Raw genomic sequence first — 26,861 nt, 5'->3', positions numbered from 1 at the left:
TTTTGGTAAGAGATGGAATATAATACAAACTGTATTACGAATGATAGTACACTTAGTACAGATTGGGGGCCTCCCGTTATGTTTGAACTGGACATGAGGAGCCGAAAACCTATTTATGAACAGTTGGTGGATAAAATGAAGGAGCTAATTATGAATGAGGTAATCAAGCCGGATGAACAGCTGCCATCAGTTAGAACATTAGCAACAGAGCTTACCATTAACCCGAATACCATCCAAAAGGCTTATCGGGAGCTTGAAACCCAAGGATTTATTTACTCCATTAAAGGCAAAGGAAGCTTCGTTAATCCAAACAATCAAATAAAGGATTTGGAGAAAATAGAGACAGTTAAAAAGGAACTTGAAAAACTTGTCATCGAAGCCTTATATCTTGGAATCCCGGCAAGTAAGCTTATCAAATTAATCGAAGAGCTGGACGCATCAAAAGGGGGAGGGGAAAGCAATGATTGAAATGAGAGAGGTTAGCAAGAAATTTGACCGTTTTACCGCACTGGAAAAGGTCAATTTATCCATCCAAAAAGGATCGATTTACGGTCTTATCGGGTCAAACGGGGCCGGAAAGACGACATTAATTAAGCTTCTTGCAGGGATCTACCGCCAGGATTTCGGGGAAGTGACCATTAATAATGAACTAGTCTATGAAAATATCGGCATAAAGCAAAAGATCTTTTACATACCAGATCAGCCCTATTTTTTCTCGCAATATACAACAAAGCAAATGGCCCGGTTTTATAAAAGCTGTTACCCAGGCTGGGAAGAGGACCGTTTTCAGAGACTTGTTGAGCTATTTGAAGTGAACCTGAACAAAAAAATCCACACCTTTTCAAAAGGCTGGCAGAGACAGATTGCTTTCATTCTCGCCCTTTCCTCCAATCCCGAAATTCTCATATTGGATGAGCCGCTGGATGGCCTTGATCCTGTTGTAAGGAAAAAGGTCAAGAACCTATTAATTCATGATGTCGCCGAAAGAGAAATGACGATTCTCATATCATCACATAATCTTCGCGAGATAGAAGACATATGTGACTATATCGGAATTATCCATAAAGGAACTCTCTTAATGGAAAAAGAACTGGACGACCTGAAAGCTGATATTCATAAAATACAGGTGGCGTATAAAGACGGAACTCCTCCAGACAAGCTGCTTCTAAATCTCAATCCACTTCATACAGAGAAAAGGGGAAGCGTCTACCTTTTCATTGTCAGAGGCTTCGAGGCAGCCATCACAAAACAAATTCGTCAGACGAACCCTGTCATTTTTGACTTGCTGCCTCTCACGCTCGAGGAGATCTTTATTTACGAAATGGGGGATATCGGCTATGCCATCAAAAATGTCATGGTTTAATAAAGAAATAATGCTTCAAATTGGACGAAGTACAGGCTGGGTTTCCGTTGTCTACTTCCTTGGCTTGCTCTTTATCCTTCCCATTCAACTATTAATGATTTACTCCGATGAGACAAATTGGGTTCACCAAGATACAGACAATCTCTTCCGCTATAATTTTGAATTTCAAATTGGAATTATTGCGGTTGTGCCAGTCATCCTGGCTGTGTTCCTGCTCCGCTTTTTGCATGCAAAACAGGCTGCTGACCTTATGCACAGCCTCCCGCTAAAAAGAGACAGGATTTTTCATCATTATGCTCTGACAGGGATGCTATTTTTAATCATACCTGTCGCCGCCGTCACTTTTATTATCCTTCTTATGCATACCACCCTAGACCTAAGCAGCTTGTTTAGTGTAAAGGATATATTTTACTGGGCAGGCACGACAACTGTAATTACCCTGCTTTTGTACACAGCAGCTGTGTTTATCGCGATGATGACCGGAATGTCGACCGTTCAGGCAGTCTTAGCGTATGTGTTTCTCTTTTTTCCAGTAGGGATAACGTTATTGATGTTTTATAATTTGAAAATATTACTATATGGATTTCCTAGCGACTATTTCATTAGTCGGCAGTTAGAAAAATTGTCCCCGATTACGTATGCGGCTGTCCTTGACAGCAAAACGTTTCATTGGAACGATGGGGTGCTCTACATCATTTTAATAATAGTCCTGTATGGACTCGCGATGCTTTTTTATAAAAAAAGAAACCTAGAAACAGCCTCAGAAGCGATTGCTTTCCCAAAATTACGTTCCGTTTTTAAATATGGGGTTACGTTTTGCATGATGCTGCTTGGGGGTTCGTACTTTCATGAAGTTTCCTTTAACAATAATAACTGGACGATCTTTGGGTATGCCATTGGGGCTGTGCTTGGCTATTTAGCCGCTGAAATGATCTTGCAAAAAACCTGGAGGGTTTTCGGCCGTGTAAAAGGGCTAATCATCTATTTAGCAATCATTGCCGTTGTCGGGATAGGTGTACGAATTCTTGGAATCTATGAAAATAAAATACCGGAAGAGGCTGAAATTAAGAACGTTATTCTAAGTAATAATCTCGGTTATTATATGGCCAATGATGATGTTTATTCAGAGTACTATTCTCCGTTGCCAATGAAGGAAAAAGCCAACATTGAGGCAGTTCGGAAACTTCATAAGCAGATTGTTGCAGATAAAAAAATCAATCAGCAAAGGCAAGACGATCGATCAGTAAATTTCTTTTTTCGCTATGAAATGAAAGATGGCAGCTATATAACTAGAGGATATACCATAAATGAGCAGCTTTATGAGGACTTTTTCAAGCCTATTTATGAATCAAAGGAATATAAGCTGACGAATAAAGAGGTTTTTAAATTAAAGGATAATAAAATTAAGAAGCTTACTATTGGCGGGAATGGCCCGATTACAAAAGGTGTTACCTTATCGAATCCAGACGAAATTAAAGCAGCGATTACGGCATTAAGACAAGATGTTCTGGCAGAATCCTATGAAGACAGCCTATATTTTGAAGGAAAAGGCTCTATGGTGGAGGTATATGTAGGCAGCGACCACTATTTAAACTTTGAAATTAGGCCTACTTATCAGCACTTTACCGAATGGCTGAAACAAAAAGAATTGTTAAAAGGAACGATGGTAACGGCTGATGATATCACTCATGTCCTTGTTGCCAAAAGGGATACGTCCAAAACGGCAGAGCTTGAAAATATAAAAAATGAAGTGGAAAAAAGCACGGATAAATTAGACATAACCGATAAGGAACAAATTCAAAAAATGTTAGATAACGCAAGCCCGAACTCTAAGCACGAATACATGGCTGTCTTTTATTATCATTTTGGCGATTATTTTGAGGTCATGTTTTTTGATGAAAAGCATGCTCCGGATTTTATTAAAGAACATTTTAAATAGGGGGGCAGCAGTTTGAACTCCATCGATTTTAATCAAGTGTATTCTATTTACGCGAAGCGCCTGCACGGTCTTGCCTATAAATATACAAAAGACTGGCTTTGGGCTGAAGATATCGTCCAGGAATCATTTATAAAAGCCTTTAAAAAAATAGATACAATAGAAGATACTGGAAAATTAGGTGCTTGGCTGTCTGCCATCACTGCCAGGACGGCCATCGACTTTCTAAGGTCAGAAAAAAGAAACAAACGGATACCTGTTGACATCGCTGATATAGAACTTATGATGGGACATGATTATAACGGGATAAACACGGAGGAAGCAGTTGGCATCCGCCTTTTCCAAGAGGACTTAGGCCGTTCGATGGAGCACCTATCTAAAGAATTCCAAGAGGTGCTTATTCTAAAAGTGACATATGGTTTAAAGGAAAATGAAATTGCCAGCCTGCTCGATTTGAAGGCTGCAACCGTGAAGACCCGGCTTTACCGGGCTAGAAAACAACTAAAGCAGGTCTTTGCAGTGAAGGAATCCGCATAAGGAAAAAGGGGCATATCCAAAGAAGGATAGTGCCCCTTTTTTGCTTTTATAAGTTACCAGATAAAAGCTGTTAAATAGTATGGAAATAGTTAATTCACTAGTTTATCATTAAAGAAAATACGATGAATTCAACGAAGTATGGGTGGGAGTCTGTTGATTCTATTAGACTATATTAGTAATCTCTCAATTTTTTCACTACTGGTAAGCGCTCCATTAGTGATCCAGTCAATCTTTAATGACAAGCTGATAAAGCAGGTACGCCTTTGGGGCGGTTTATATGCCGGATTGGTATCAATTATTCTTGTTATGTTATCGTTTCAACAGCAAGGGTATTCATATGATATACGATATGCATCGGTTATTTTAACCTTTGCCTACCTAGGGCCAGCAGCAGGAGCGCTTGCTGGGACTTGTGCACTGGCGGCAAGGCTGTTTTCCAGCGGTCATTGGTCACCTGCCATTAGTGGCTGGCTATTCATTTTGATTGTTTTTTTAATTGTCCATTTCTCCTGTAAGCGTTTTACACCAGTAAAAAGATGCTTCATTTTATTTAGTGCGTATGTGGCCATATATGTCATTACGGTGCCATTCATTTTTAATGTATTTAGGGATAAGCCATTTTTTCATATTACTTATATGTTGTTTGTGATGCTGGGAGTTATCCTTGGGGGACTATTAATCGAGTCCTATATGAAATTGTACAGAATCATATCAGAGAAAAAGCAAATGGAGATGACACTTGCGGCGAGTGAATCCAAATACCGGTTGATTGCCGAAAACACATCAGACCTGATCATGCTGATGAACCAAGATCATAGCATTAGTTATTTTTCTCCTTCCCATGAGGTAGTGTTAGGTTACCAAAGTGCTGAACTGGAAAAGGTTGAATTATGTAAGTTTATCCACCCGGATGATGTCTGCCTGTTTAAAACTGCTTTAAATAGGATGTTTGACAATAAAGAGTCTTACTCGATGGAATTCCGTCTCCGGCATCGTAAAGGAAATTGGATCGAATTTGAGTCTCGGTGTATGCCAGTAGAAGGTAACAGACAAACCATTGAGCATATTGTGATCATTAGCCGAGACATCTCTGAACGAAAAAAATCGGAAGAAATTCTTCTACAGTCTGAAAAGTTATCGATTGTTGGAGAGTTAGCGGCCGGAGTGGCGCATGAAATCAGAAATCCTCTTACAACGATAAAAGGGTTTGTTCAGCTTTATAAAAGCGGAATTCAGACCTTTGATTTTAATGAATTGTTATTGAGTGAACTAGAACGGATTGAATCGATTACGACTGAACTGTTATCATTAGGAAAGCCGCAAGCGGTCCAGCTTAATCGGATAAATGTACGGGATTTAATTGAAAATACTCTTGAGTTGATGGCTCCGGAGGCTTTAATGTACGGCATTCAATTTCAGCTAAAGTCCGAAGAATCCTCTTATTTTATTACCGGTGAGAAGAATCAATTAAAGCAGGTGATTCTAAACATCCTTAAAAATGCGATGGAAGCCATGAAGGATGGCGGCGATATTCACATCAGTCTTTCAAAGGGGGCAGAAGGAGATTGTGTTATTTCTGTTCAGGACCAAGGCTGCGGGATTCCTGAAGATCTGCTTCCAAGATTAGGTGAACCATTTTATAGCCTAAAAGAAAAAGGAACAGGCCTCGGCGTCATGATCTGCCACAAAATCATCAAACAGCACAACGGCACCATCACCTACACTAGTAAGGAAAATGAAGGAACTCTAGTTCGAATCAAGCTGCCACTGGTAAAATAAGTTTTTTTGTAAAATTGACATAAAGGCTGTGGTTGTTAATGTGTTTAATTTTGTTTGCTTACAATGTTCATCCGGAATATAAGTTGATTGTGGCGGCAAATCGAGATGAGTTTTATAATCGGCCTACTGCACCGGCTCATTTTTGGGAGGATAGCCCGGAAATTCTTGCCGGAAGGGATTTAGAAAAGATGGGAACGTGGATGGGAGTGACCGATCAAGGTCGTTTCGCTGCTTTAACCAATTATCGCAACCCCAAAGAGTTAACTGAGGGAAAACGATCTCGAGGTGAATTGGTAGCAGATGCTCTCAAATACGATGGTGTTCTAGAGAACTATATGGCAATGCTTGCGGAAAACAATGCCCAGTATCCCGGCTATAACTTACTAGCAGGAGACGCTGATGAGCTCTATTATTATTCAAATATTGGGCAGGAGCTCCAAAAGCTAGAGCCTGGTATTTATGGTGTCAGCAATCATTTACTAGATACCGTGTGGCCTAAAGTTAAGATAGGTAAGGATGGCTTATCAAAAATTATCGGTGGAAAGCAAGAGGATATGGTTGAAAATCTCTTTGCGCTTCTACAATATTCCGAAGCGGCCTCTGATGAACTTCTACCAAACACAGGTGTTCCATTAGATCTGGAAAGAATGCTCTCTCCTTTGTTTATCAAAAGCGAGCATTATGGAACTCGAAGTTCTACCATTATGCTAATGTCAGATAAAGAAATAAAGTATATTGAGCGGGTATTCACAAATGGTCAGGTCAATGACCAACACTTTACAATTGAACTTTAAGAACTAATCAAACGTTTGATTAAATAGACTTAAACCCTTGGTACACAACGGTTTTTTGTTTGTAGAAAAACTAATCAAACGTTTGATTACATTTTTTTTTAATGAGATAAATGCCCAAAAAACCCTAGCGCATATTTAATGCCTTCTTCCACTTCATTCGTCTCATATCCCTGTAAATCCTCATGCGTAATTTCCAACTTTGTGCCGGTTAATGAATAACCGCTGTCTAAGTTAATATCCAGCAGCACTTCATAGCCCATTGCCGTTTGGGTAACCTCAATAATGTCATAATCACGCACGGCAGTTCCTGTTTCATATTCCACTGGCTCTAGTTCTGACATAAAAACACCTCCAAATTCATATCGAACATAGCATATACAAAAAGCAGGTAACATAAACAGATAATATTACATTGTTTTAAATATAAATTAACAATAGGAGGGAAAAAGCCGATTGCCAATCACTTGGAATGAAAAGGAAGGAATCTTCCATTTATACAATAACAAGATAAGCTATCTCATTCAAATTGTTCATGGAAAGTATCCGGCACATTTATACTGGGGTAAGCGGGTGCAGGTGCTGCAGCCATCTTCCATCCTTCAATATAAAGGCAGGGCATTTTCGCCAACAACAGAACCAAGTAAACCGGCATTTTCACTCGACACCCTGCCACAGGAATATCCAGCGTCTGGTAACGGAGATTTCAGGACACCAGCATACCAGCTTCGTACAGCAGATGGTTCTACTGTTACGGAATTTGTCTATGATTCACATGAGATCATTCAAGGGAAACCGAGACTAAAGGGACTGCCGCAAGCATATATCGAAGATGAGTCTGAGGCGGAAACTCTAATTATCAACTTGGTAGATTCCATGCAAGGAGTGGGGATGAATCTCCATTATTCGATTTACCGCGACCTTGATGTGGTCACTAGATCGGTTTCGTTTGAACACCTTGGCACCCAGAAAGTTGAAATCTTGAAATGTATGAGCATGTCAGTCGATTTCCATCAATCGAATTGGGACTGGCTCCATCTATATGGAACATGGGGACGCGAGCGTCATATCGAGCGAAAGTCATTAACCCATGGAATTCAATCCATTTCCTCGTCAAGAGGGGCGAGCAGCCACCAGCATAACCCTTTTGTTGCCCTACTTTCCAAAAACGCCGACGAGGAGCAGGGGGAAGTTTATGGCTTCAGCCTGGTTTACAGCGGGAATTTCCAAGCCTCCATTGAAGTAGACCCATTTCAAACCACGAGACTATCCATCGGCATTAACCCCTTTAATTTTCAATGGCGGTTAAACCCAGGAGAAGCTTTCCAAACACCAGAAGCAATAATGGTTTATTCTTCAGAGGGCCTTGGCGGAATGTCGCGAACCTGTCATAAATTAATGCGCACAAGAGTATGCCGCGGCGTTTACCGCGATAAAATACGCCCGATTCTCATCAACAACTGGGAGGCTACCTATTTTCAATTTAACGAAAAAAAATTAAAGGTAATTGCTGATGCCGGAAGAGAACTTGGAATCGAACTGTTTGTCCTCGATGACGGCTGGTTTGGGCATCGTGACAATGATAAGACCTCGCTCGGCGATTGGCAGGTTTATCAGAAAAAACTGCCTAATGGTTTAGCTGGACTTGCTGATTATGTCATAAAAAAGGGAATGAAATTCGGCCTATGGGTAGAGCCGGAAATGGTTTCGCCTGATAGTGATTTATATCGGAAACACCCCGATTGGTGTCTACATGTGACAGGACGGAACCGAACACTTTCAAGAAATCAGCTAATCTTAGATTTAAGCAGGGCAGATGTATGCGATTATATAATTGAAATACTCACCAACATTTTCACCAGTGCACGTATTTCGTATGTGAAATGGGACATGAACCGAAACATGACCGAAGTGGGCTCAGCTGGACTGCCACCTGAAAGACAGCAGGAAACAGCCCACCGCTATATGCTTGGGCTGTATCGGATACTAGAAACATTGACAACGCGTTTTCCACATATTTTATTTGAAAGCTGCTCCGGCGGCGGCGGACGCTTTGATCCGGGCATGCTCTATTACATGCCGCAAACCTGGACGAGTGATGATACCGATGCTGTCGAAAGGTTAAAAATCCAATATGGAACAAGCATTGTCTACCCAGCGATTACAATGGGGGCCCATGTTTCCGATGTCCCGAACCACCAGGTAGGCAGAGTAACTCCATTAACAATGAGATGCCATGTGGCCATGGCCGCCAATTTTGGCTTTGAATTAAATATAGATAAGCTTAGCAGCCCTGATAAACAGGTCGTTACCGAGCAAATCAAACTCTATCATCAAATCAAAGATCTCGTTTGCTTTGGCGACCTGTTCAGGCTGTTAAGTCCATTCGAAGGAATGGATACAGCATGGATGTATGTAGCACCAAATAAGAAAAAGGCGGTTGTTTTTTACTACAAAACACTGGCAGAACCGAACCCGCCCTTTATGCGTCTTAAACTGTCCGGACTTCATCCGTCGATGAAATACAGAATAGACGAAGGCTTGAACGAATACTCTGGTGATGAACTAATGAAAATTGGCATCAGACTTCCATTGATTAAACATGATTATGCTTCCTTTATATTTCAGCTCATAGTCTCCTAATCGAATGGAGCGTGTATTCACGCTCCATCTTTATTCGCAATTTTTAGTGTTTTTGATAAAATTCATTCGTGATAAAATGGTGATGGCTTAACGATAAAAGGGGTGAGGGGCAAATGAAAATAGAAGCCTTGCAAAGTGCCAGAGTAAAGGATTTCGTTGAATACTGTAAGAGGCATAGAAAAGAAGTCGATGATTCCTTTTTATATGATGAGCATTTAAAAAAGTTTGAGCCTGATTCCGAAAGTCCTACATACATTGCGACCAACCAACAAGGGGAGATCCGAGCCGCAGCCTCACTGATAATGGATGAGTACAATCGAAGAGGCAAAAGGGCGCGTTTTCGTATTTTTCATTCAGAAATCGATGATCGAAAACTCTACGATCAGCTGCTAGAATCACTTATAAAACATACTAGCGGATTAAATAAGGTGTTTATTTTTATCCCATTGGCAAATAAGCCATTACACAGGCCTTATACATTCAGGAAGGGTTTAAACAGGTTGAGGGTGTAACCTGCTATCAATTTGAATTAGAAAAATAAAGAAGGTGCAATAAGCAATGAAATTCTCTTTTGATCATCTAGTCTGGTTTTCTAAGAAGCCTGAAGAAGCGATTCCTATTCTTGAACAAATGGGAATTCACGCAGCGAATGGCGGCCGGCATGAAAAATGGGGGACCTATAATACGCTTAGCTATTTTGGCTTAAGCTATATCGAGTTTTTAGGGATTGAAAATGAATCGATTGCTGAAAAACATGATGAAAACAGGTTGATTACCCATATCGTCGAACAACTGCCAAAAGCAAGCGGGGAGGGTCCTGCTAGAATAGCTATTCGTACCGATAGCATTGAGAAATTAGCAATAAAGCTGAAAGCGGATGGGTTTTCAGTTTATGGCCCAATCCCAGGAGAAAGAGCTCGGGCAGATGGTGAAATCATTAAATGGTCACTGCTGTTCCCGGAAATCACCGGCAATGAGCTTGCTCTTCCCTTTTTTATTCAATGGGAAAAGTCGGATGAACAGAGAATGTCCGAATTAGAGAAGCAAGGTTTAATCGGAAATCATAGCCTGGGACAGCCAAAATTTGCGGACGTCGGTTTTGCCGTCCGGGATTTAGAACAAACGATGAAAACGTGGGGGCGGATGCTGGACCTTCACCCAGGTGCCGAGTTTATTGACCAAGAATTAAATGCCAGATGCAGAAAAATCGAATTGTCTGGAACAAATCTGTTGTTCTGTACGCCTATAGGAGAAGGTTATGTAGAAGAGGTGTTAAAAGAAAAAGGGGAAACACCATTTTTGGTAAACCTCCTTGGAACGAATCAGAGTCGCTTTTTTAAAAAGCTAGATGGATATTTGAGTTTTCAATAATTTAAGGTAGGAAGCCCGCTGAATCTAATTCAGCGGGTTTTCTGTGTTATGCAATAATAAAAACGCTTCTATTCGATAACGTTACATAATGAAACTATTATTTTAGAAATAGGCTTGGTGTTTTTTGAATAAATGGAAATCCCTGACTGATATGATTTCTATATAGCAATTCCAAATGAAAACGCTACCAAAATAACAGATAAATCAATAATTTCAGAAATATTTAAATAAATAAAATAATATACTAGACGAAAGTAATAACTTGTACTAGAATACTATTTATAGATTAAGTAAATTGACTAAACAAAAATATTTATAAAATGATAGGGTACTATACCACGATTTGTTTTGTCAGAAAAATCAGATAAGGAGGAGTCATACATGAAGAAAAAATGGGCTAAGACGTTTATGGCCTCAGCATTATTGGCCGGTGTATTAGCAGGTTGTTCCGCTCCAAAGGAAAATGCAGGGGGGGGCAAAACAATAAAAGTTGGTGTAAACTTAGAGCTTTCAGGCGGTGTTGCTTCTTACGGGGAGTCACTGAAAAAAGGAATAGATATTGCCGTTGCTGAAATCAACAAAAAAGGCGGAGTAGATGGCAAAAAGATAGATCTTGTCAAGGTAGATAATAAATCAGAAGCAGCCGAAGCAACAAACGGCGCAGTGAAACTAACAAGCCAGGACAAAGTAACTGCAATTATTGGTGCTGCAACAAGCGGCGATACAGTGGCACAGGCGCAGATTGCGAACGATACAAAAACAGTTCTATTAACTCCATCTGGGACAAGCCCAAATGTAACGGTGACAGATAAAGGGAAATTAAACGAATACGTTTTCCGTACTTCTTTCATTGATCCATTCCAAGGAACAGTAGCTGCTAACTTTGCGGCGAAAGAATTAAAGGTTAAAAATGTAGCTATTTTTGCTGACAGTGCGAGTGACTATGCTAAAGGGCTGGCAGCTTCTTTCAAAGAAACATTTGAAAAAGAAGGCGGCAAGGTTGTAGCAGAAGAAGCTTATGTTGCGAAGGACACAGACTTCCGTGCTACATTAACTCGTATCAAATCCAAGAATCCGGAATTCGTCTTTATTCCAGGGTACTATGAAGAAGTGGGCTTAATCATTAAGCAGGCTCGTGAACTTGGTCTTAATGTTCCGTTAATGGGTGCAGATGGCTGGGATTCTCCAAAGCTAGTAGAATTAGCTGGTGCTGATGCATTAAATAACACATTCATCACAAACCACTATTCTTCTGAAGACCCAGATAAGAAGATTCAAGATTTCGTTACTACCTTCAAAGAAAAGTACAATGGCGAAGCACCAAATGCGTTCAACGCTCTAGGCTATGATACTGTTTATCTATTAGCAGATGCCATCAAGCGTGCAGGCAGCACAGATACAGCTAAAATCAAAGATGCTTTAGCAGCAACAAAAGACTTATCTCTAGTTACCGGTGTTGTAACAATCGATAAAAATCATAACCCAGTAAAATCAGCAACAGTTTTAGAATATAAAGACGGCAAACAAGTATTTAACACAAAAGTTAATCCTTAAAGAAACGTGAAAAGTGAAATGGAAGGGTTCGTCCTTCTGTTTCACTTTTTCTATTTCCCCTTTTTTTCCACAATAATATTTTCACTCTATTTTTAATGTTTTTGATATTATTAGGTTTAAAGAAACCTCAAGGTGATTCCGATGAAAAATTTTCTAAACATTATAGTTTTAAAGGTGAAAAAGCTGTCTTTTGGCAGCATTCGTACAAAAATGGTGTTGTTTTTCCTGATGGTAGCCTTAATTCCATTAGGGCTTTTTGGGTATTTATCCTATGAAAAATCCTCGGAAATCGTAAATAAACAATATAACGAGTATGAAAAGTTTTCTGTCTCCCAGCTCGACAAACAAATCGAAAATACTTTTGAGCAAATGTATGTCATTTCAAAGGATATTAACCACTATTTATCAGATCCTACCCTTGTCATATTAAAAGAGGAAATCCCCCGTACGTATGCGGGATTTATTGAAAATAAGAATTTTGAAAGGTATTTAGAGGCACATAAGACGTTTAATACGAAGGGAATCTATTTAATCACCAATACAGGCTACTATTATGGCAATGATCGTGTTGATATTCATAAGCTCGTTCAAAAGCCCTTCTGGAAAGAAGCGAATCGCCTAAAAGAGGGGGACATGTGGATCGGGTTTTATAATTCTGACCATTATTATACCGGAAGAAAAGATGAAAAGATTATGGGACTTGTTTTTCCGATTGAAAGTCAGTTTGGTGTATTAAAGGGAAGTAAACTGTTGGTCGAAACAAACGCAGAGGAATTGTTTTCTTATATTAACTTTTTAGAAAATAAACTCCATGCCTCTATCACTCTTAAAAATGGAAAGCATCAGGTTGTATATCAAACAAAAAACGCTCCTAAAAAATTAAAGTCCGATATTGTCTGGAATAATCATTTTGAAGCCTATGGCTGGGATATCGTTGTCCGGATACCGCAAAAATACTATTATCAATCTTCCAATGTCATCTACCAATATACATTATTGGCCATTTTATTTTCGATTCTCTTAGTCTGTATTCTGGCGGTATTTCTTTCAGTCCCGCTGTCGAAAAGAATCAAACGCCTGAAGTTCTCGATGGAGCGAGTAAGTAAAGGGGATTTAAATACCCAGATAGCGGTTACATCAAAGGATGAATTAGGGGTATTGGCTCAAAGCTTCAATGACATGGTCAATCAAATTAAAGGCTTAATCGAGCAAATGAGCGAGACAGAGCGGCTAAAAAGACATGCGGAGCTGCGGGCTTTCCATTATCAAATTAATCCGCACTTATTATTTAACACCTTAAACTCGATTCAATGGAAGGCTAGGCTGTCAGGAACAAAAGAGGTTCAAGAAATGATCTATCATTTGACAGAGGTTCTCCATGAGAATTTAAATTTTTCGGACGAGTTAATTCCGTTGAAAAAAGAACTTGAGACGATAAAGCATTATTTGAAAGTTCAAGAGGTTCGTTATGGACCTACCTTTGAATATATCGAAAAAATCGATTCTGAATGCTTGGACGATTTGATCCCGAGAATGACCCTGCAGCCGCTATTTGAAAATATCTTTTTCCATGCCTTTGAAGACGGGCAGGGAAGAATCGAGCTCATGGTATCCGAAAAACCTGACCATTTAGAACTAACCTTAACGGATAATGGAAAGGGCATGAATGAAGAAACGGCAACGAAACTGTTAGCCCCGGCACATCCAGATGATAAAGGAAGAGGAATTGGCGTTTATAATGTCGATCAGCGTGTAAGGCTCCATTTTGGATCAGAGTATGGCTTATCTATTGAATCTGTAGTAGGAATAAAGACAATTTTTAGGATTAAATGGCCGAAAAGGAGGCAGCTGTGATGATCAAAGTATTACTTGCAGATGATGAGTTGATTGTAAGAAAGGGATTAATCGCCACAGTGGATTGGGCAAAATTTAATATGGAGGTTATTGCCGATGCCCCAAATGGGCAAAAGGCATGGGAGCTTTTTCAGGAGCATTCCCCTGAAGTAGTCATAACAGATATTGTCATGCCTGAAATGACTGGAATTGAACTCGCGAGAAAAATAAAACAGACTTCCCCTGCTGTAAAAATATTATTGTTAAGCTGTCACCGGGATTTTACTTATGCACAAGAAGGGATGAATATTGGTGCTTCCGGGTATATTTTGAAAACAGCCTTCCAAGACCAGCAGTTTGAGGAATATCTCGAACGTTTTGAAAATGAATTAACAGGTTCCGGGAAAACTCAATCTTCCACATCATTAGAAAAGGATTTTTATGAATGGCTATGTGGTTTTGAAAACTCCTTTCTCGAACAATTAGACGAGAAATTTCATGAGGATTGGAAATGGATGAAGGAACCCTTTTCCATTTTTCTCGTAAATGGACTAAATTTTCATAAAAAGTGGCCTGTTGGGGAAAAACAATTGGCAAAGATTCATTGCGGGCAAGACCAAGCCTTTATCTTTATCCCGGAAACAGCCAAAGAGGTGTTTGAACATCAACTGGTTGAAGCCAGAAGTAAAGATGCCTCCATCCGCTGGAACGTAAATGGCCCTAATCAAGGGATAACGGAATGGATGAACGGAGTATCAGCCCTATACCGGCAGTTAAAGTTTGAAAAACAATTTAAGATTTCGATGAAGGACTGGCCGCAGCCAATCCAAAAAGCTGTGCAAATCATCATGGAGCATTTGCATGAATCCCTTTCCTCTACTTTTATCGCAAATGAAGTTGGATTAAGCCGGAGTCACTTTAGTACGATGTTTAAAAAAACGGTTGGGGAAAGCTTTATTTCCTTTACTGAAAAACTAAAAATACAGGCAGCTTGCGACCTGCTTGAAAATACGTCATTGACCCTTCAGGAAATCGGGGAGAAAATAGGCATTCAGGACGGAAAATATTTAAGCAAATGGTTTAAAAAATGTATCGGTGTTACCCCATCGGATTACCGGCAAAACAAAAAGACGAATAGAAGCTAACAAATTTCCCTCGATTTTGGGAAAATTCAAACAATATTACCAAAAGAATAAGATGAAATTAAGTTCAAGACCGCTTTCATTCACGTTACAATGAAAGCGGTTTCTATTATGTTTACAGAAAAAAAGGGGGATTTTAGATGAGAAAATGGCTCACGACATTACTGGTATTAATTTTGGTCTTTGCTCTAGCCGCTTGTTCAGACAATAAATCAAGCAGCGGATCTGACCAAACAGCAAAGGATAGCAAAGGAAAAACCACCCTTCGTTTTGCAACCTGGGATTCAGGTGAAGCCTTGAAAATTCAAGAAGAAATTGCAAAGAAATTTGAAGAAAAAAATCCGAATGTAAAAGTGCAGGTTGAAGCGTACGGCGATGGATTTGATCAAAAGCTGGCCGCATCCTTTGGAGCGAAAAATCCTCCTGATGTTATGTATATGTGGAATTTTCCGGCCTATTTTCAATCGCTTGAGCCACTCGATAACTTTATCAAAAGCGATGCAGAAATGGACATGGACGACTTTTACCAAGGCCTTTTCAACTATTCAAGCATGTATGGAAAAGTATACGGCATGCCGGCTGGATTTACGACAAGGGTAGTTTACTACAACAAGGATTTATTTGATGCAGCGGGTGTTCCTTACCCTAAGGATGGCTGGACCTGGGATGACTTTAAAGCAGCAGCTAAGAAATTATCCGATCCAGCGAAGAAGCAATATGGATTTGGGGTAAGACCAGAGCCGGATACCTATGATCTTCAAGGATTTGTATGGAGCAATGGCTCAAGCTTTATCAGTGAAGATGGAAAGAAAATCAATGGCTACATGAATAGCCCGGAAACGATTGAATCCATCAAAATGTTCGGAGATATGGTGAAGGATAAAAGTGCTGTACTTGTTGGCGGCAAAAACCAACAAAGCGGCGACGATATTTTTAAAGCAGGGAAGCTTGCAATGTGGGAAAGCGGAATTTGGCCATTAGAGGGCTTTAAAGAAGCAAAGGTAAATTTTGGAACAGTGGAAATGCCAGCCTTTAAAGGGAAACCAGTCAAAGGGGTCATTGCTTCTTCAGCAGTTTCCGTTGCAAAGGATTCTAAAAACAAAAAGTTAGCATGGGAATTTGTCAAATTCTATTCCTCCGCTGAAGCGATCAAAATGAGAACAGCAGACTTACCAGTTCGCATCAGTGTCGTAAAAGAAATGAAAACGGAACAAGACCCATTAATCAGTCCTTTCTACAAAATGCTAGAGAGATCCAATGATACACCCGCATTCCTGTTAAACAAAAACTGGGATGAAATCAACCGAAATCTATCAGCTGCCATAAATGCCGTCATGCTTGGCCAGGACGCCGATAAATTAATGAACAAAGCAGTGAAGGACTCAGAGAAATACGTTGGGCAGTAAAAATTAAAAAGAGGTGTTTTTTTTGAAACCCGTTTATGCCGCAGCTGCACCTGTCGAAACCATCAAAAAAACAAAAAAACGGTGGGACATCATTGTCCCCCTCCTTTTTATCGCACCATGGATCATCGGATTTTTAGCTTTCACGCTCGGACCATTGCTTTACTCCCTATTTATTAGTTTCTTTGATTGGCCGATCGTTGGCGAGGCAAAGTTTATTGGTCTAGATAACTATAAGACTATGTTTACCGAAGACCCGTTATTTTGGGAGTCACTAGGGGTAACAATAAAGTTTGCTGCCCTTTTTGTCCCGCTTAATATCATTACCGCTCTTTTCTTGGCCATTTTATTAAACCAAAAGGTAAAAGGATATTCGTTCTTCCGTACTTTCTTCTATTTGCCGTCAGTTATCTCAGGTGTCGCTCTCGCGATGATCTGGGCATGGGTCTATAACGGAGAATATGGGATTCTCAATTACTTTTTGTCCCTTATCGGGGTAAAGGGTCCCGATTGGCTCAATGACCCGAACTGGGCTTTAATCGCAATGGTTATTGCCAGCCTGTGGGGACAGGGCACGATGATGCTCATCTTTTTAGCAGGACTAAAGGCGATTCCCGGCGAGTTATACGAAGCGGCTTCGATTGATGGAGCAAATAAAATTCAGCAATTTTTCAAAATTACGATTCCGATGCTTACGCCGACGATTTTGTTCAATTTAATAACAACGATCATCAGCGCCTTTCAGCAATTAACGCTGGCTCTTGTATTAACGGGAGGAGGCCCGCTCAAATCCACCTACTTCTATGCGATGTATGTATATGAGAATGCGTTTAAGTATTTTAAAATGGGCTATTCCTCTGCTAATGCTTGGTTTATGTTTGTCATTGTCTTAGTGTTAACGCTTATTGTATTTAAGTCATCATCTGCTTGGGTGTATTACGAAGGAGAAGTCAAAAATAAATAGTCGGCATGACCCAAGACTAGGCAGGAGCGTCTCATGAAAACTAAAAGAAGAATTGAAAAAACAACCATTTATATCCTATTAATCTTTTTTTCACTCTTGTTTTTAGCACCGTTTTTCTGGATGCTGAGCACTTCAGTGAAATCGCCGGAGGAACTTTACCTGTTCCCGCCAAAATGGATTCCGTCCACGTTTGAATGGAGCAATTTTAAAGAGGCTTGGATGTCGCAGCCGTTTAATCAATTTTTTATGAATACCGTGATCGTGACAGGAATGTCGACGATTGGACAGCTTCTTTCATCTTCATTAGTAGCCTATGGCTTTGCTAGATTCAAGTTCAAGGGAAGGGATTTTTTATTTATCGTCCTCCTTTCATCGATGATGATTCCATGGGAGGTAACGATGATTCCGCAGTATATGGAATTTAATTATCTTGGCTGGATCAATACCTTGAAGCCGTTGTTTGTTCCATCCTGGTTCGGGGCCCCGTTCTATATTTTCTTAATGCGCCAATTCATCATGTCAATTCCAAAGGAACTGGATGAGGCAGCGAGAATGGACGGAGCGAATCCGTTTCAGATCTACTATAAAATCTATCTGCCATTAATGAAGCCTTCTTTGATACTGGTGGCGGTCTTTAATATTTTAACCTGCTGGAATGATTATCTCGGTCCGCTGGTTTTCTTAAATGATCAAAGTAAATATACGCTGACGCTTGGTTTGGCACAATTTAAGGGAATGTTTGGCGTCGATATGGAGGGCATCATGGCGGTCACATTCTTAATCAGCATTCCGCCGCTGATCTTATTCTTCTTTGCCCAGCGCTATATTGTCGAAGATACCTCAAGATCTGGTGTGAAGGGATAAGAAAGGAGAAAGAACATGTTTGATATTTCAAAGGTTCCGTTCAGCCGTTACGGTTCGTATATCGTGATTTCCCCGCTGCATGGAAAGGATGAAAACCATCTTTATTTGCGTAATATCCGAAATGGAGATAACGGTTTAGGGGAAGTTTTTCGCCTCGAGCTTCTATTGGAAGGTCAGGTTTTACCTTATCAATCCCAAATGTCCCCTGATGCTTTAAGGCTGGAGGCTGATGGGGGCTTTGTAGAAATCATTATCTCTGAAGCAAGGGTGTTACAGGTTAGAGGTCTAGGGGCAGGACTCCGCCTAACCGGAATGACTGGAGCCTACGATTATGCAGTTCCAGCCCGGAGCGGTCGATGGGAGGTTAACCATTCCAGTCAGGAAATCCGCTATTTGTTAACGCCGATTAAAGGTCCTCTCCTGGTGGATGCTCCCTTTCAAGAACAACGCTGTTTAGAAATTACCGCTGACTTTTTACCAGATCCCGAAACGCAGGAAATGGAGGGAGCGATAGAGGAGTTCTTTACGGTAAACACCGAACGTTCCTACCTGTCTTTTTCAGAGGGACAAAAATTGGTCCAGAAGGAATATCAGACCTGGATTGAACACGTTCTTGAATGTGATTCTAGGTGGAGAAATGGGAGAGAGCTAGCTTCCTATATTACTTGGTCCTGTGTGGTGCAGCCTGAGGGACTGCTAAACAGGCCTGCTATGTATATGTCAAAAAATTGGATGACGAACATTTGGAGCTGGGACCATTGCTTTAACGCGCTGGCACTTGCTGAGAATTCACCGGAATTAGCATGGGACCAATTCATGATATTTTTCGACCATCAGGATGAATCGGGAATGCTGCCTGATTTTCTGAATAACCGCTTTGCCTTATGGAATTTTACGAAACCGCCGATCCATGGCTGGACATTAAAGCAGCTAATGAAAAATCGTGCTTTCGTAACAAAGGAAAAACTTCAAGAGGTATATGAACCACTAGTTAAGTGGACGGAATGGTGGTTCAAGTATAGGGATGATGATGGGGAAGGGCTCCCGCACTATAATCATGGCAATGACAGCGGCTGGGATAACAGCACGATTTTTCATAAAGGAACACCGGTGAAAAGCCCGGATTTATCAGCATTCTTACTTATACAAATGGAAGTGCTGGCAGAGATTGCCGAAGAATTAGGAAAAAAAGAGGAAGCAGAAAAATGGACAAGTGAATCTATGCACTTGCTAGGACGAATGATAGGGATGTTTTGGCAGGATGATCGGTTTATCGCCGTTAGGTCTGGAAATCACGCTGAAATTCAATCCGACAGCCTAGTTCTCTATGTTCCTATAATTCTAGGTAAAAGATTACCAGAATCGTTTAGAAAAAGTTTAGTTGAAGAATTGGTTTCAAATGGCTTTTTAACCGATTTTGGTCTGGCTACCGAAAAGCCTAGCAGCCCATTTTTTCGGGAGGATGGCTACTGGAGAGGACCGATTTGGGCTCCGACTACTTTGCTGATTTACAAAGGTTTAATAGATTCAGGTGAAACGGAATTGGCCCGAGAAATTGCTGAAAAGTTTTGCACTATGGCTAATAAGTCAGGAATGGCTGAAAATTTCCATGCCATTACGGGTGAAGGCTTACGGGACCCGGCTTTCACGTGGACATCCAGTGTCTTTCTGCTTTTGGCTCATTCACTAATGGATTAAACAGGAGGTATTACGATGGTGACGAATGATTATTTTGGCTTAAAGGATAAAGTATGTGTCGTAACAGGAGGAGCATCAGGGATTGGATTGGCAACGGCTACTCTGTTAGCAGAAGTCGGCGCAAAGGTAGTGATGTTAGATATTAATGAAGAAAATGGCCAAAAGGCAGCGGCTGACCTGCAATCAAAAGATTATAAGGCTGCGTTTTTCCGCTGTGATGTAACCAAGGCATCGGATTGTATTGCCGTAAAAGACTATCTTGAAAAAGAACACGGTTCGGTTGAGGTTCTTTTTAACAATGCCGGTGTTATTAGAAGAAAAACGGTTGTGGATTTGGAAGAGGCTGACTGGGATTTAGTGATTGACGTTTCTTTAAAAGGAATCTATTTACTATCCAAATACCTCATTCCATTAATGGCAGAGAGCGGAGGCGGCAGTATTATCAATACAGGCTCTGGCTGGGGAATCAAGGGCGGCGATCAAGCAGCAGCCTACTGTGCGGCCAAAGCAGGGGTTGTCAATTTAACAAAAGCAATGGCGATCGACCATGGCCCTCAAAATATCCGCGTGAATTGTATTTGTCCAGGGGATACTGATACCCCGTTATTAAGGGATGAAGCGAAGCAATTAAACCTTAAAGAGGATGCTTTCCTAGTTTCATCGGCAAAAGGCCGGCCACTGGAAAGACTAGGCACCCCAAGGGATATTGCCAAAGGCGTTTTATTCCTCGCGAGTGAACTATCAACATGGGTAACTGGGACAGATTTAATTGTGGACGGCGGCGGACTAGCTTAATTTTTCTAAAAATTCAAAAATAAATCCACTACAGGAGGTAATGGTCATGGCACAAAAGGTGCACCCTTATATACCGAATATGGTACCAGAAGTACAAGCCGAGATGCTAAAGGTCATCGGAGCCGAATCGATTATGGAGTTATATTCTTGTATTCCTGAGGAGCTTCAGCTAAAGGAAGCGCTAGTCCTTCCGCCGGCTTTAACGGAATACGAGCTCAGACGGCATATTGAAGGAATTCTGGGTAAAAACACCAGTACAAAGGAATATATCAACTTCCTCGGAGCCGGCTGCTGGCAGCATTTTATTCCGGCGGTTTGTGATGAAATTAATCAGCGCTCCGAATTTTTAACCGCCTATGCAGGCGAGCCTTATGAGGATCATGGAAGATTTCAGGCACTTTTTGAGTATCAAAGCTTGGTAGCCGAATTAGTTGATATGGATGTGGTCAATGTTCCAACCTTTGACTGGGGTCAGGCAGCAGCGACGGCTATTAGAATGGCTGCCCGTATTACGGGAAGGAAGAAGGTTTTATTAGCGAGAACGGTTGCACCAGAACGGAGTAAAATTATCATTAACTACGGCACACCGCAATTAGAATTCGAATTTGTACAATTTGATACAACATCCGGTGCGATGGATTTAGGAGACCTACAGTCAAAATTAACCGAAGATGTGGCCGCCGTTTATTTTGAAAATCCATCCTATCTTGGTTTTATTGAGGCGCAGGGCTTGGAAATTTCTAAACTGCTTAAGGCAAATGGGAGTTTAATGGTGGTTGGGGTTGACCCAATTTCACTTGGTGTTCTTGCACCGCCAAGTCATTATGGAGCAGATATTGTCTGCGGCGACTTGCAGCCGCTTGGCATGCACATGAATTACAGCGGCGGTCAGGCAGGCTTCATCGCATCCCGTAATGAGGAGAAGTTTGTTCATGAATATCCATCCAGATTGTTTGGGATCGTCCCTACTGTGAAGGAAGGAGAATATGGCTTTGGCGATGTCGCCTATGAGCGGACCTCATTCGCCCAAAGAGAGAAGGGCAAAGAATCGGTGGGAACCCAGACAGCATTATGGGGAATTACGGCCGGGGTCTATTTAGCGCTGCTGGGTCCAGATGGCATGCAGGAAGTGGGTCAAACCATTATGCAAAATAGCCAATATGCGGTACAGCAATTAAACCAAATCGAAGGTGTAAAAGGCTCCCGTTTAGACTCACCATTTTTTAAAGAATTTATTGTTGATTTCAATCAAACGGGCTGCACAGTAGAACAAATTAATCAAAGGCTGCTAGAAAAGAAGGTTTTTGGCGGCAAAGATCTTTCACAAGAGTTTCCTGAGTTTGGCCAGTCGGCATTGTTTTGTGTAACAGAGGTTCACACAAAAGAGGATATCGACCATCTCGTTCAATCCATTCAAGAGATTTTAACGAAATAGAGAGGAGTTTTTTCACATGCAAAGGATTCAACGTACGAGCAAGACCCGCGACTTTCATCAGGCAAAATGGAATGAACCGATTATTTTCGAACTTCATCAGCCTGGGGAAAAGGGAGTAGAGCTGCCGCCTGTCAATGAACATATTGCCTTGGCAGTAGGTAATGGGACATCGGCGATTCCGGCGTCAATGCAGCGGAAAAACAAGCCGAACCTTCCGGAAATTGGCCAGGCCCGTGTATTAAGACATTACTTAAGACTTTCACAGGAAACGCTTGGTTCCGACTTTAACGTCGAAATCGGGCAAGGGACCTGTACGATGAAATACATTCCGAAAATCAATGAATTGCTGATTCGTGATCCGAAAATGATGGAGCTGCATCCTCTGCAGCCTGAAGTTACCGTTCAGGGAATGCTGGAGATTTTCCATAAGCTCGATCTATGCATGAGGGAAATTTCCGGAATGGACTATTTCTCCTTCCAGCCGAGCAGCGGCACGCAGGCGCTATTTGCCATGGCATCGATCGTTAGAAAATATCATGAACAAAAGGGCGAGGGCGAAAAGCGGGATGAAATCATTACAACGATTTTCTCCCACCCATCTCAAGCAGCAACAGCAGCGGTAAAGGGCTATAAGATTATTACTCTGCATCCAGACGAAAACGGCTTTCCTGATATTGAAAAATTAAAAGCGGCAGTATCCGAACGGACAGCGGGATTTGTTGTAGCCAATCCAGAAGATACAGGCATTTTCAATTCGAAGATAAAAGAGTTTACTGACATTATTCACCAAGCCGGCGGTCTTTGTTTTTACGATCAGGCGAATGCCAACGGTCTCTTAGGAATCACCCGTGCAAAAGAGGCAGGCTTTGATATGTGCTTCTTTAATCTGCACAAAACCTTTGCAGCCCCCCATATGTGCGGCGGGCCGGCAACCGGCGCCCTTGGAGTGACAGCAGAATTGAAAGAGTTTTTGCCAGCGCCGATTGTGGAATTTGCCAATGGAAAATACACTCTGAAGAACGATTTAGAGCATTCGATTGGAAAGGTCCGCTCCTTCCACGGTGTCGCCCAAACGGTGCTGCGCGCTTATGCCTGGATTCGCGCCCTCGGTGCAGACGGTCTGAAGGAAGTGGCGAAAATAGCCGTATTAAACAATAACTATATGTATCACAAGGTTTTGGCGATTCGCGGCGCAGGTGCACCATATGTCAAAGGACACCGCCTTGAGCAGGTGCGCTACAGCTGGGAGCAGCTGACAAAGGAAACAGGAGTAACCACTGAGGATGTTACGTTACGAATGACGGATTTTGGCCTCCATTATTGGACCAGCCATCATCCATATATCGTCAAGCAGCCATTCACCCTTGAGCCAACGGAATCGTATTCCAAAGAAGATTTAGATGAATATATCCATGCGCTCGAGCAAATTTCTAAAGAAGCTTATGACAATCCAGCAATCGTCAAAACGGCCCCGCATAATAGCACCATTCACAAAATCGACGAGCAGGATTACTTGGATCATCCTGAGAAATGGTGCATCACCTGGCGCACGTATTTAAAAAATACGGAAGCCTGTGAATCGGTTAAATAAAACGACATTATTTTTAGAAAATAGGGGGCAATAAAATGAAAAAGTACATGTCGATGATGCTAGTCTTGCTTTTGTTATTGTTATCCGCCTGCTCCAATAAAACAGCAGGGAATGAAGGGAAATCAGGGGATTCAAAAAATCCAGCTGGAACTATTACAGTCTGGGGATGGGACGTTGCGGCTGCAACGATGAAAGCAGCGGTAAAGGACTTTCAGAAAAAATATCCGGACGTAAAAGTGAAGGTGGAGGATTTTAATAGCTCTGACCTTTATGACAAGTTAACGGTTGGTCTGGCGGCACGTGGCTCCGGACTTCCTGATGTGGTGTTGATGGAGGATGAACGAATCCCAGGCTACCTGCACCAGTTTCCTGAAGGATTTTTAAAGTTAAACAAGCTTGGGTATGACAAATACAAGGATTCATTCAATCCAGCAAAAGTAGCGGCTGTTCAGAATAAAGATGGAGATTTCATTGCGGCTCCATGGGATATTGGCCCGGCAGGTGTGTTTTACCGTGTAGACTACTTTGAAAAGGCCAATGTGGACCCTAATTCCATCCAAACTTGGGATGATTACATTGAAGCAGGTAAGAAAATTAAAGCCGCAACGGGTGCTCAGCTGCTTCCGATTGATATCCCGAATTATGACGGTGTTTTCCAAATGATGATGCAGCAGCAAGGGCTCTCGTATTTTGATAAGGACGGGAAAATTACCCTCGGGTCCAAAGAAGCCATCAGGGCAATGGAGGTCATCAAAAAGCTTCATGATGCTGATCTAATCCTGAATAATAAAGGCTGGGATGGGATTGTGACCGCCACTGTAAATGGAAGTGTCGCCACTGTTCCTTATGGTGTTTGGTATGCAGGTTCGATTATGGACCAAGCTCCAGATTTAAAGGGGAAATGGGATGTCTTCTATTTACCAAGCTTTGAAAAGGGCGGCACGAGGTTTGCGAACGTCGGAGGCTCGTCCTTGTTGGTTCCTTCAACAAGCAAAAATCAATCAGCAGCCTATGCCTTCGTCGAATTTTTTACGACCGATCACGCATCACAATTGTTAGGTTTTGAAAAATATGGACTTTTCCCATCCTTGAAGGAGACCTATAGTGCACCACAATTTACAGCCAATAGCGAGTACTTTCATAATAGTCCGATTTTCAAAAAGTTTGCCGATATTGTCGATCAAGTACCAAAAATCAATGTAAATGAACACCTAGCAAAAGCAAGTGCCCTAACAAGTAATGCCCAGGCAGCTATTTTACTTGAAAATAAATCGGTAGAGTCTGGTTTAAAGGATGCACAAAAACAATTAGAAAATGAAGTCAAAAAATAATTTTAAGGAGAGCTGAGAGGCGGTGTTCCCACTCCTCTCAGCTTTCTCATTTTACCTAAGTTAGGGAGGTGGCTCGTTTGGATCAAACAGAAAAGGTGGTAAATACCACGGCAAACCTTCGAGTCAAAACGAGAAAAAATGTGTTAACTCCAAAAAATGCTCCCTATTTCTTTATCGGGCCGGCATTTCTATTAATTTTGATATTTACTGTCTATCCGGTTATCTCTTCATTTATTTTAAGCTTTCAAGAGGTTCGTGGTGTCCAGAAATCATTTGTGGGATTTGCTAATTATTCTCGCTTATTCCATGATCCCATTTTCTATAAATCTCTTTTAAATACCTTTCAGATTTTGATTGTCCAAGTCCCAATCATGCTCTTTTTATCATTATTAATCGCGGTGGGGCTCCATTCTTCGATGTTAAGAGGCAAGGCTTTTTTTCGAATCTCTTATTTCATGCCTGCGATTACAGCGCTAGCAGCCGCCTCGATTGTCTTTATGATTCTATTAGATGAGCATTTCGGGCTTGTTAACTATTTCTTATCATTCCTAGGATTGGATGCCATTTCTTGGTTAAACACCCCATTTTGGGCAAAGGTCTCAGTTATTCTCGTTATGACCTGGAGATGGACCGGATATAACATGGTGATTTTTTTAGCGGGCTTGCAAAATATCCCGGATGATTTATATGAGGCAGCGAGTATTGATGGAGCAGGAAAAGTGAAGCAATTTTTCATGATTACGATTCCGCAATTGAAGCCGGTGTTTATTTTTACCGTTGTGATGTCCACCATTGGAACGCTGCAGCTATTTGATGAGCCGTTTATTTTGACCAATGGCGGTCCAAATGCCGCTACGATGACGATTACGCTCTATCTATATGAAACAGGATTTAAGTTTTTCGATTTTGGCTATGCGTCCGCGATTGCCTATGTTCTTGTTATCATTACGGCCATCGTTTCCTGGATTCAAATGAAGCTGGTAGGTGATGAGGAATGATCACTACTAGAAAAATAGGGATCTATAGTTTATTGATTGCGGGGGTTATCTTATCGATTGGACCTTTCTATTGGATGCTGGTCGGTTCGACTTTACCTTCAGGTGATATTTTTCATTTGCCGCCAAAGCTACTCCCAGGGGATTACTTCGCGAAAAATTTTCAATCCCTGAATGAGTCATTAGGGATTGCGAAGATTTTTTGGAATTCCTTATTTATTGCCCTGGTTTATACATTCGTCAGCACGCTGATTAGCGCCATGGCTGGCTATGCTTTTGCCAAATTTCAATTTCAGGGGAAGAAGGTATTCTTTTTCATTATTCTATGTACGTTAATGATTCCTTCACAGGTAACCTTAATTCCATTGTTTGAAATGATGGTCTCCTTTAATTGGCTTAATACGTATCAAGCAATTATTTTGCCAACGCTTGCTTCCCCCTTTGCGATTTATTTAATGAGGCAAAATATGAAGGCTGTGCCAGACTCGATTATTGAGGCCTCGAGGGTGGATGGGGCAGGGGAATTACGAATATTCTTTACAGTCATTCTCCCAGTAACAAGGCCAGCTCTCGCGGCCGTTTCTATTTTTCTGTTTATGTCCCAGTGGAATAGCTTGCTTTGGCCGCTTATTACGATGAATTCAAAGGAAATGTTTACACTGCCTGTCGCGTTATCGAGCTTAATTGGAATGGCGCGGATTGATTATGGGCAGCTCATGCTTGGAACCACTTTATCGACAATTCCAATCATGATCTTTTTCTTATTGCTGCAAAGGCATTTTATCTCCGGGATTTTAGGTGGATCGGTAAAAGAATAACTATCAAGGTGTGAAACT

Annotated in this window: 23 protein-coding genes; 22 read left to right on the top strand and 1 reads right to left on the bottom strand. The window is 41.3% G+C overall.

Annotated features, from left to right (window positions below; all coding sequences use genetic code 11):
* Positions 1 to 78: 78 nt before the first annotated feature.
* From LC455_RS22980 to LC455_RS22955, 6 genes are all read left to right on the top strand, one after another.
* Positions 79 to 468 (top strand): GntR family transcriptional regulator, encoded by a 390-nt coding sequence (locus LC455_RS22980; RefSeq protein ID WP_223594368.1) that lies wholly within the window; start codon positions 79 to 81, stop codon positions 466 to 468.
* A complete protein-coding gene (locus tag LC455_RS22975; protein ID WP_223594366.1) occupies positions 461 to 1,363 on the top strand; it encodes an ABC transporter ATP-binding protein in 903 nt (300 codons plus the stop codon). Before LC455_RS22980 ends, LC455_RS22975 begins: the two co-directional genes overlap by 8 nt.
* Entirely contained in the window at positions 1,338 to 3,302 is a 1,965-nt protein-coding gene (locus tag LC455_RS22970; RefSeq protein ID WP_223594364.1) for a multidrug ABC transporter permease, read from the top strand. Before LC455_RS22975 ends, LC455_RS22970 begins: the two co-directional genes overlap by 26 nt.
* Positions 3,303 to 3,314: 12 nt before the next feature.
* On the top strand, positions 3,315 to 3,836 hold the full coding sequence (locus LC455_RS22965; protein ID WP_223594362.1) for an RNA polymerase sigma factor: 522 nt from the start codon (positions 3,315 to 3,317) through the stop codon (positions 3,834 to 3,836).
* A gap of 153 nt (positions 3,837 to 3,989) precedes the next feature.
* The gene (locus tag LC455_RS22960) at positions 3,990 to 5,615 is read left to right on the top strand and encodes an ATP-binding protein (RefSeq protein ID WP_223594360.1); all 1,626 of its coding nucleotides are present in this window, start codon (positions 3,990 to 3,992) and stop codon (positions 5,613 to 5,615) included.
* A 38-nt stretch (positions 5,616 to 5,653) separates the two neighbouring features.
* Positions 5,654 to 6,409 carry an NRDE family protein gene (locus LC455_RS22955; RefSeq protein WP_223594358.1) on the top strand — a complete coding sequence of 252 codons (756 nt, stop codon included), beginning with the start codon at positions 5,654 to 5,656 and terminating at the stop codon, positions 6,407 to 6,409.
* A 98-nt stretch (positions 6,410 to 6,507) separates the two neighbouring features.
* Here the strand turns inward: LC455_RS22955 and LC455_RS22950 are convergent, their stop codons facing one another.
* Positions 6,508 to 6,750 carry a hypothetical protein gene (locus LC455_RS22950; RefSeq protein ID WP_223594356.1) on the bottom strand — a complete coding sequence of 81 codons (243 nt, stop codon included), beginning with the start codon at positions 6,748 to 6,750 and terminating at the stop codon, positions 6,508 to 6,510.
* Positions 6,751 to 6,862: 112 nt separating this feature from the next.
* On the opposite strand from LC455_RS22950, the gene LC455_RS22945 reads away from it, so the two are divergent.
* The 16 genes from LC455_RS22945 (at position 6,863) to LC455_RS22870 (ending at position 26,843) form a co-directional block, all read left to right on the top strand.
* Complete coding sequence (locus tag LC455_RS22945) at positions 6,863 to 9,049, top strand: alpha-galactosidase (protein WP_223594354.1); 2,187 nt, start codon at positions 6,863 to 6,865, stop codon at positions 9,047 to 9,049.
* Between the two features lie 113 nt (positions 9,050 to 9,162).
* On the top strand, positions 9,163 to 9,561 hold the full coding sequence (locus tag LC455_RS22940; protein ID WP_223594352.1) for a hypothetical protein: 399 nt from the start codon (positions 9,163 to 9,165) through the stop codon (positions 9,559 to 9,561).
* 46 nt (positions 9,562 to 9,607) lie between these two features.
* Positions 9,608 to 10,420, top strand: a complete 813-nt coding sequence (locus LC455_RS22935; protein WP_223594349.1) for a VOC family protein — start codon at positions 9,608 to 9,610, stop codon at positions 10,418 to 10,420.
* 381 nt (positions 10,421 to 10,801) lie between these two features.
* Positions 10,802 to 11,974: an ABC transporter substrate-binding protein gene (locus tag LC455_RS22930; protein ID WP_223594347.1), complete on the top strand. Its 1,173-nt coding sequence runs from the start codon at positions 10,802 to 10,804 to the stop codon at positions 11,972 to 11,974.
* A 141-nt stretch (positions 11,975 to 12,115) separates the two neighbouring features.
* Positions 12,116 to 13,828, top strand: coding sequence for a sensor histidine kinase (locus tag LC455_RS22925; protein ID WP_223594345.1), 1,713 nt, complete (start codon positions 12,116 to 12,118; stop codon positions 13,826 to 13,828).
* Positions 13,828 to 14,952, top strand: a complete 1,125-nt coding sequence (locus LC455_RS22920) for a response regulator (protein ID WP_223594343.1) — start codon at positions 13,828 to 13,830, stop codon at positions 14,950 to 14,952. Before LC455_RS22925 ends, LC455_RS22920 begins: the two co-directional genes overlap by 1 nt.
* Positions 14,953 to 15,089: 137 nt before the next feature.
* Positions 15,090 to 16,355 carry an ABC transporter substrate-binding protein gene (locus LC455_RS22915; RefSeq protein ID WP_223594342.1) on the top strand — a complete coding sequence of 422 codons (1,266 nt, stop codon included), beginning with the start codon at positions 15,090 to 15,092 and terminating at the stop codon, positions 16,353 to 16,355.
* 61 nt (positions 16,356 to 16,416) lie between these two features.
* The gene (locus LC455_RS22910) at positions 16,417 to 17,316 is read left to right on the top strand and encodes a carbohydrate ABC transporter permease (RefSeq protein WP_223594587.1); all 900 of its coding nucleotides are present in this window, start codon (positions 16,417 to 16,419) and stop codon (positions 17,314 to 17,316) included.
* A 33-nt stretch (positions 17,317 to 17,349) separates the two neighbouring features.
* Positions 17,350 to 18,180: a carbohydrate ABC transporter permease gene (locus tag LC455_RS22905; protein ID WP_223594340.1), complete on the top strand. Its 831-nt coding sequence runs from the start codon at positions 17,350 to 17,352 to the stop codon at positions 18,178 to 18,180.
* Between the two features lie 15 nt (positions 18,181 to 18,195).
* Entirely contained in the window at positions 18,196 to 19,878 is a 1,683-nt protein-coding gene (locus tag LC455_RS22900; protein WP_223594336.1) for an amylo-alpha-1,6-glucosidase, read from the top strand.
* 15 nt (positions 19,879 to 19,893) lie between these two features.
* Positions 19,894 to 20,673 (top strand): SDR family NAD(P)-dependent oxidoreductase, encoded by a 780-nt coding sequence (locus LC455_RS22895; RefSeq protein WP_223594334.1) that lies wholly within the window; start codon positions 19,894 to 19,896, stop codon positions 20,671 to 20,673.
* Positions 20,674 to 20,719: 46 nt separating this feature from the next.
* Positions 20,720 to 22,108: an aminomethyl-transferring glycine dehydrogenase subunit GcvPA gene (gene gcvPA, locus LC455_RS22890; protein ID WP_223594333.1), complete on the top strand. Its 1,389-nt coding sequence runs from the start codon at positions 20,720 to 20,722 to the stop codon at positions 22,106 to 22,108.
* A 16-nt stretch (positions 22,109 to 22,124) separates the two neighbouring features.
* Positions 22,125 to 23,699 (top strand): aminomethyl-transferring glycine dehydrogenase subunit GcvPB, encoded by a 1,575-nt coding sequence (gene gcvPB, locus LC455_RS22885; RefSeq protein ID WP_223594332.1) that lies wholly within the window; start codon positions 22,125 to 22,127, stop codon positions 23,697 to 23,699.
* Between the two features lie 35 nt (positions 23,700 to 23,734).
* A complete protein-coding gene (locus LC455_RS22880) occupies positions 23,735 to 25,030 on the top strand; it encodes an ABC transporter substrate-binding protein (protein WP_223594331.1) in 1,296 nt (431 codons plus the stop codon).
* 140 nt (positions 25,031 to 25,170) lie between these two features.
* Positions 25,171 to 26,028, top strand: a complete 858-nt coding sequence (locus LC455_RS22875; RefSeq protein WP_223594585.1) for a carbohydrate ABC transporter permease — start codon at positions 25,171 to 25,173, stop codon at positions 26,026 to 26,028.
* Positions 26,025 to 26,843, top strand: coding sequence for a carbohydrate ABC transporter permease (locus LC455_RS22870; protein ID WP_223594330.1), 819 nt, complete (start codon positions 26,025 to 26,027; stop codon positions 26,841 to 26,843). Before LC455_RS22875 ends, LC455_RS22870 begins: the two co-directional genes overlap by 4 nt.
* Positions 26,844 to 26,861: the final 18 nt, after the last annotated feature.

The sequence above is a fragment of the Neobacillus bataviensis genome, from assembly GCF_019969725.1.
The sequence above is the reverse complement of the archived record's forward strand: the minus strand, read 5'-3'. Positions and strand labels throughout refer to the sequence as shown.

Bases quoted from the DNA above. Each gene is read 5' to 3' on its own strand.
- LC455_RS22980 (WP_223594368.1), top strand. From the start codon at position 79: ATGTTTGAACTGGACATGAGGAGCCGAAAACCTATTTATGAACAGTTG.
- LC455_RS22975 (WP_223594366.1), top strand. From the start codon at position 461: ATGATTGAAATGAGAGAGGTTAGCAAGAAATTTGACCGTTTTACCGCA.
- LC455_RS22970 (WP_223594364.1), top strand. From the start codon at position 1,338: ATGCCATCAAAAATGTCATGGTTTAATAAAGAAATAATGCTTCAAATT.
- LC455_RS22955 (WP_223594358.1), top strand. From the start codon at position 5,654: ATGTGTTTAATTTTGTTTGCTTACAATGTTCATCCGGAATATAAGTTG.
- LC455_RS22950 (WP_223594356.1), bottom strand. From the start codon at position 6,750: ATGTCAGAACTAGAGCCAGTGGAATATGAAACAGGAACTGCCGTGCGT.
- LC455_RS22940 (WP_223594352.1), top strand. From the start codon at position 9,163: ATGAAAATAGAAGCCTTGCAAAGTGCCAGAGTAAAGGATTTCGTTGAA.
- LC455_RS22935 (WP_223594349.1), top strand. From the start codon at position 9,608: ATGAAATTCTCTTTTGATCATCTAGTCTGGTTTTCTAAGAAGCCTGAA.
- LC455_RS22930 (WP_223594347.1), top strand. From the start codon at position 10,802: ATGAAGAAAAAATGGGCTAAGACGTTTATGGCCTCAGCATTATTGGCC.
- LC455_RS22925 (WP_223594345.1), top strand. From the start codon at position 12,116: ATGAAAAATTTTCTAAACATTATAGTTTTAAAGGTGAAAAAGCTGTCT.
- LC455_RS22920 (WP_223594343.1), top strand. From the start codon at position 13,828: ATGATCAAAGTATTACTTGCAGATGATGAGTTGATTGTAAGAAAGGGA.
- LC455_RS22915 (WP_223594342.1), top strand. From the start codon at position 15,090: ATGAGAAAATGGCTCACGACATTACTGGTATTAATTTTGGTCTTTGCT.
- LC455_RS22905 (WP_223594340.1), top strand. From the start codon at position 17,350: ATGAAAACTAAAAGAAGAATTGAAAAAACAACCATTTATATCCTATTA.
- LC455_RS22900 (WP_223594336.1), top strand. From the start codon at position 18,196: ATGTTTGATATTTCAAAGGTTCCGTTCAGCCGTTACGGTTCGTATATC.
- LC455_RS22895 (WP_223594334.1), top strand. From the start codon at position 19,894: ATGGTGACGAATGATTATTTTGGCTTAAAGGATAAAGTATGTGTCGTA.
- gcvPA (WP_223594333.1), top strand. From the start codon at position 20,720: ATGGCACAAAAGGTGCACCCTTATATACCGAATATGGTACCAGAAGTA.
- gcvPB (WP_223594332.1), top strand. From the start codon at position 22,125: ATGCAAAGGATTCAACGTACGAGCAAGACCCGCGACTTTCATCAGGCA.
- LC455_RS22880 (WP_223594331.1), top strand. From the start codon at position 23,735: ATGAAAAAGTACATGTCGATGATGCTAGTCTTGCTTTTGTTATTGTTA.
- LC455_RS22870 (WP_223594330.1), top strand. From the start codon at position 26,025: ATGATCACTACTAGAAAAATAGGGATCTATAGTTTATTGATTGCGGGG.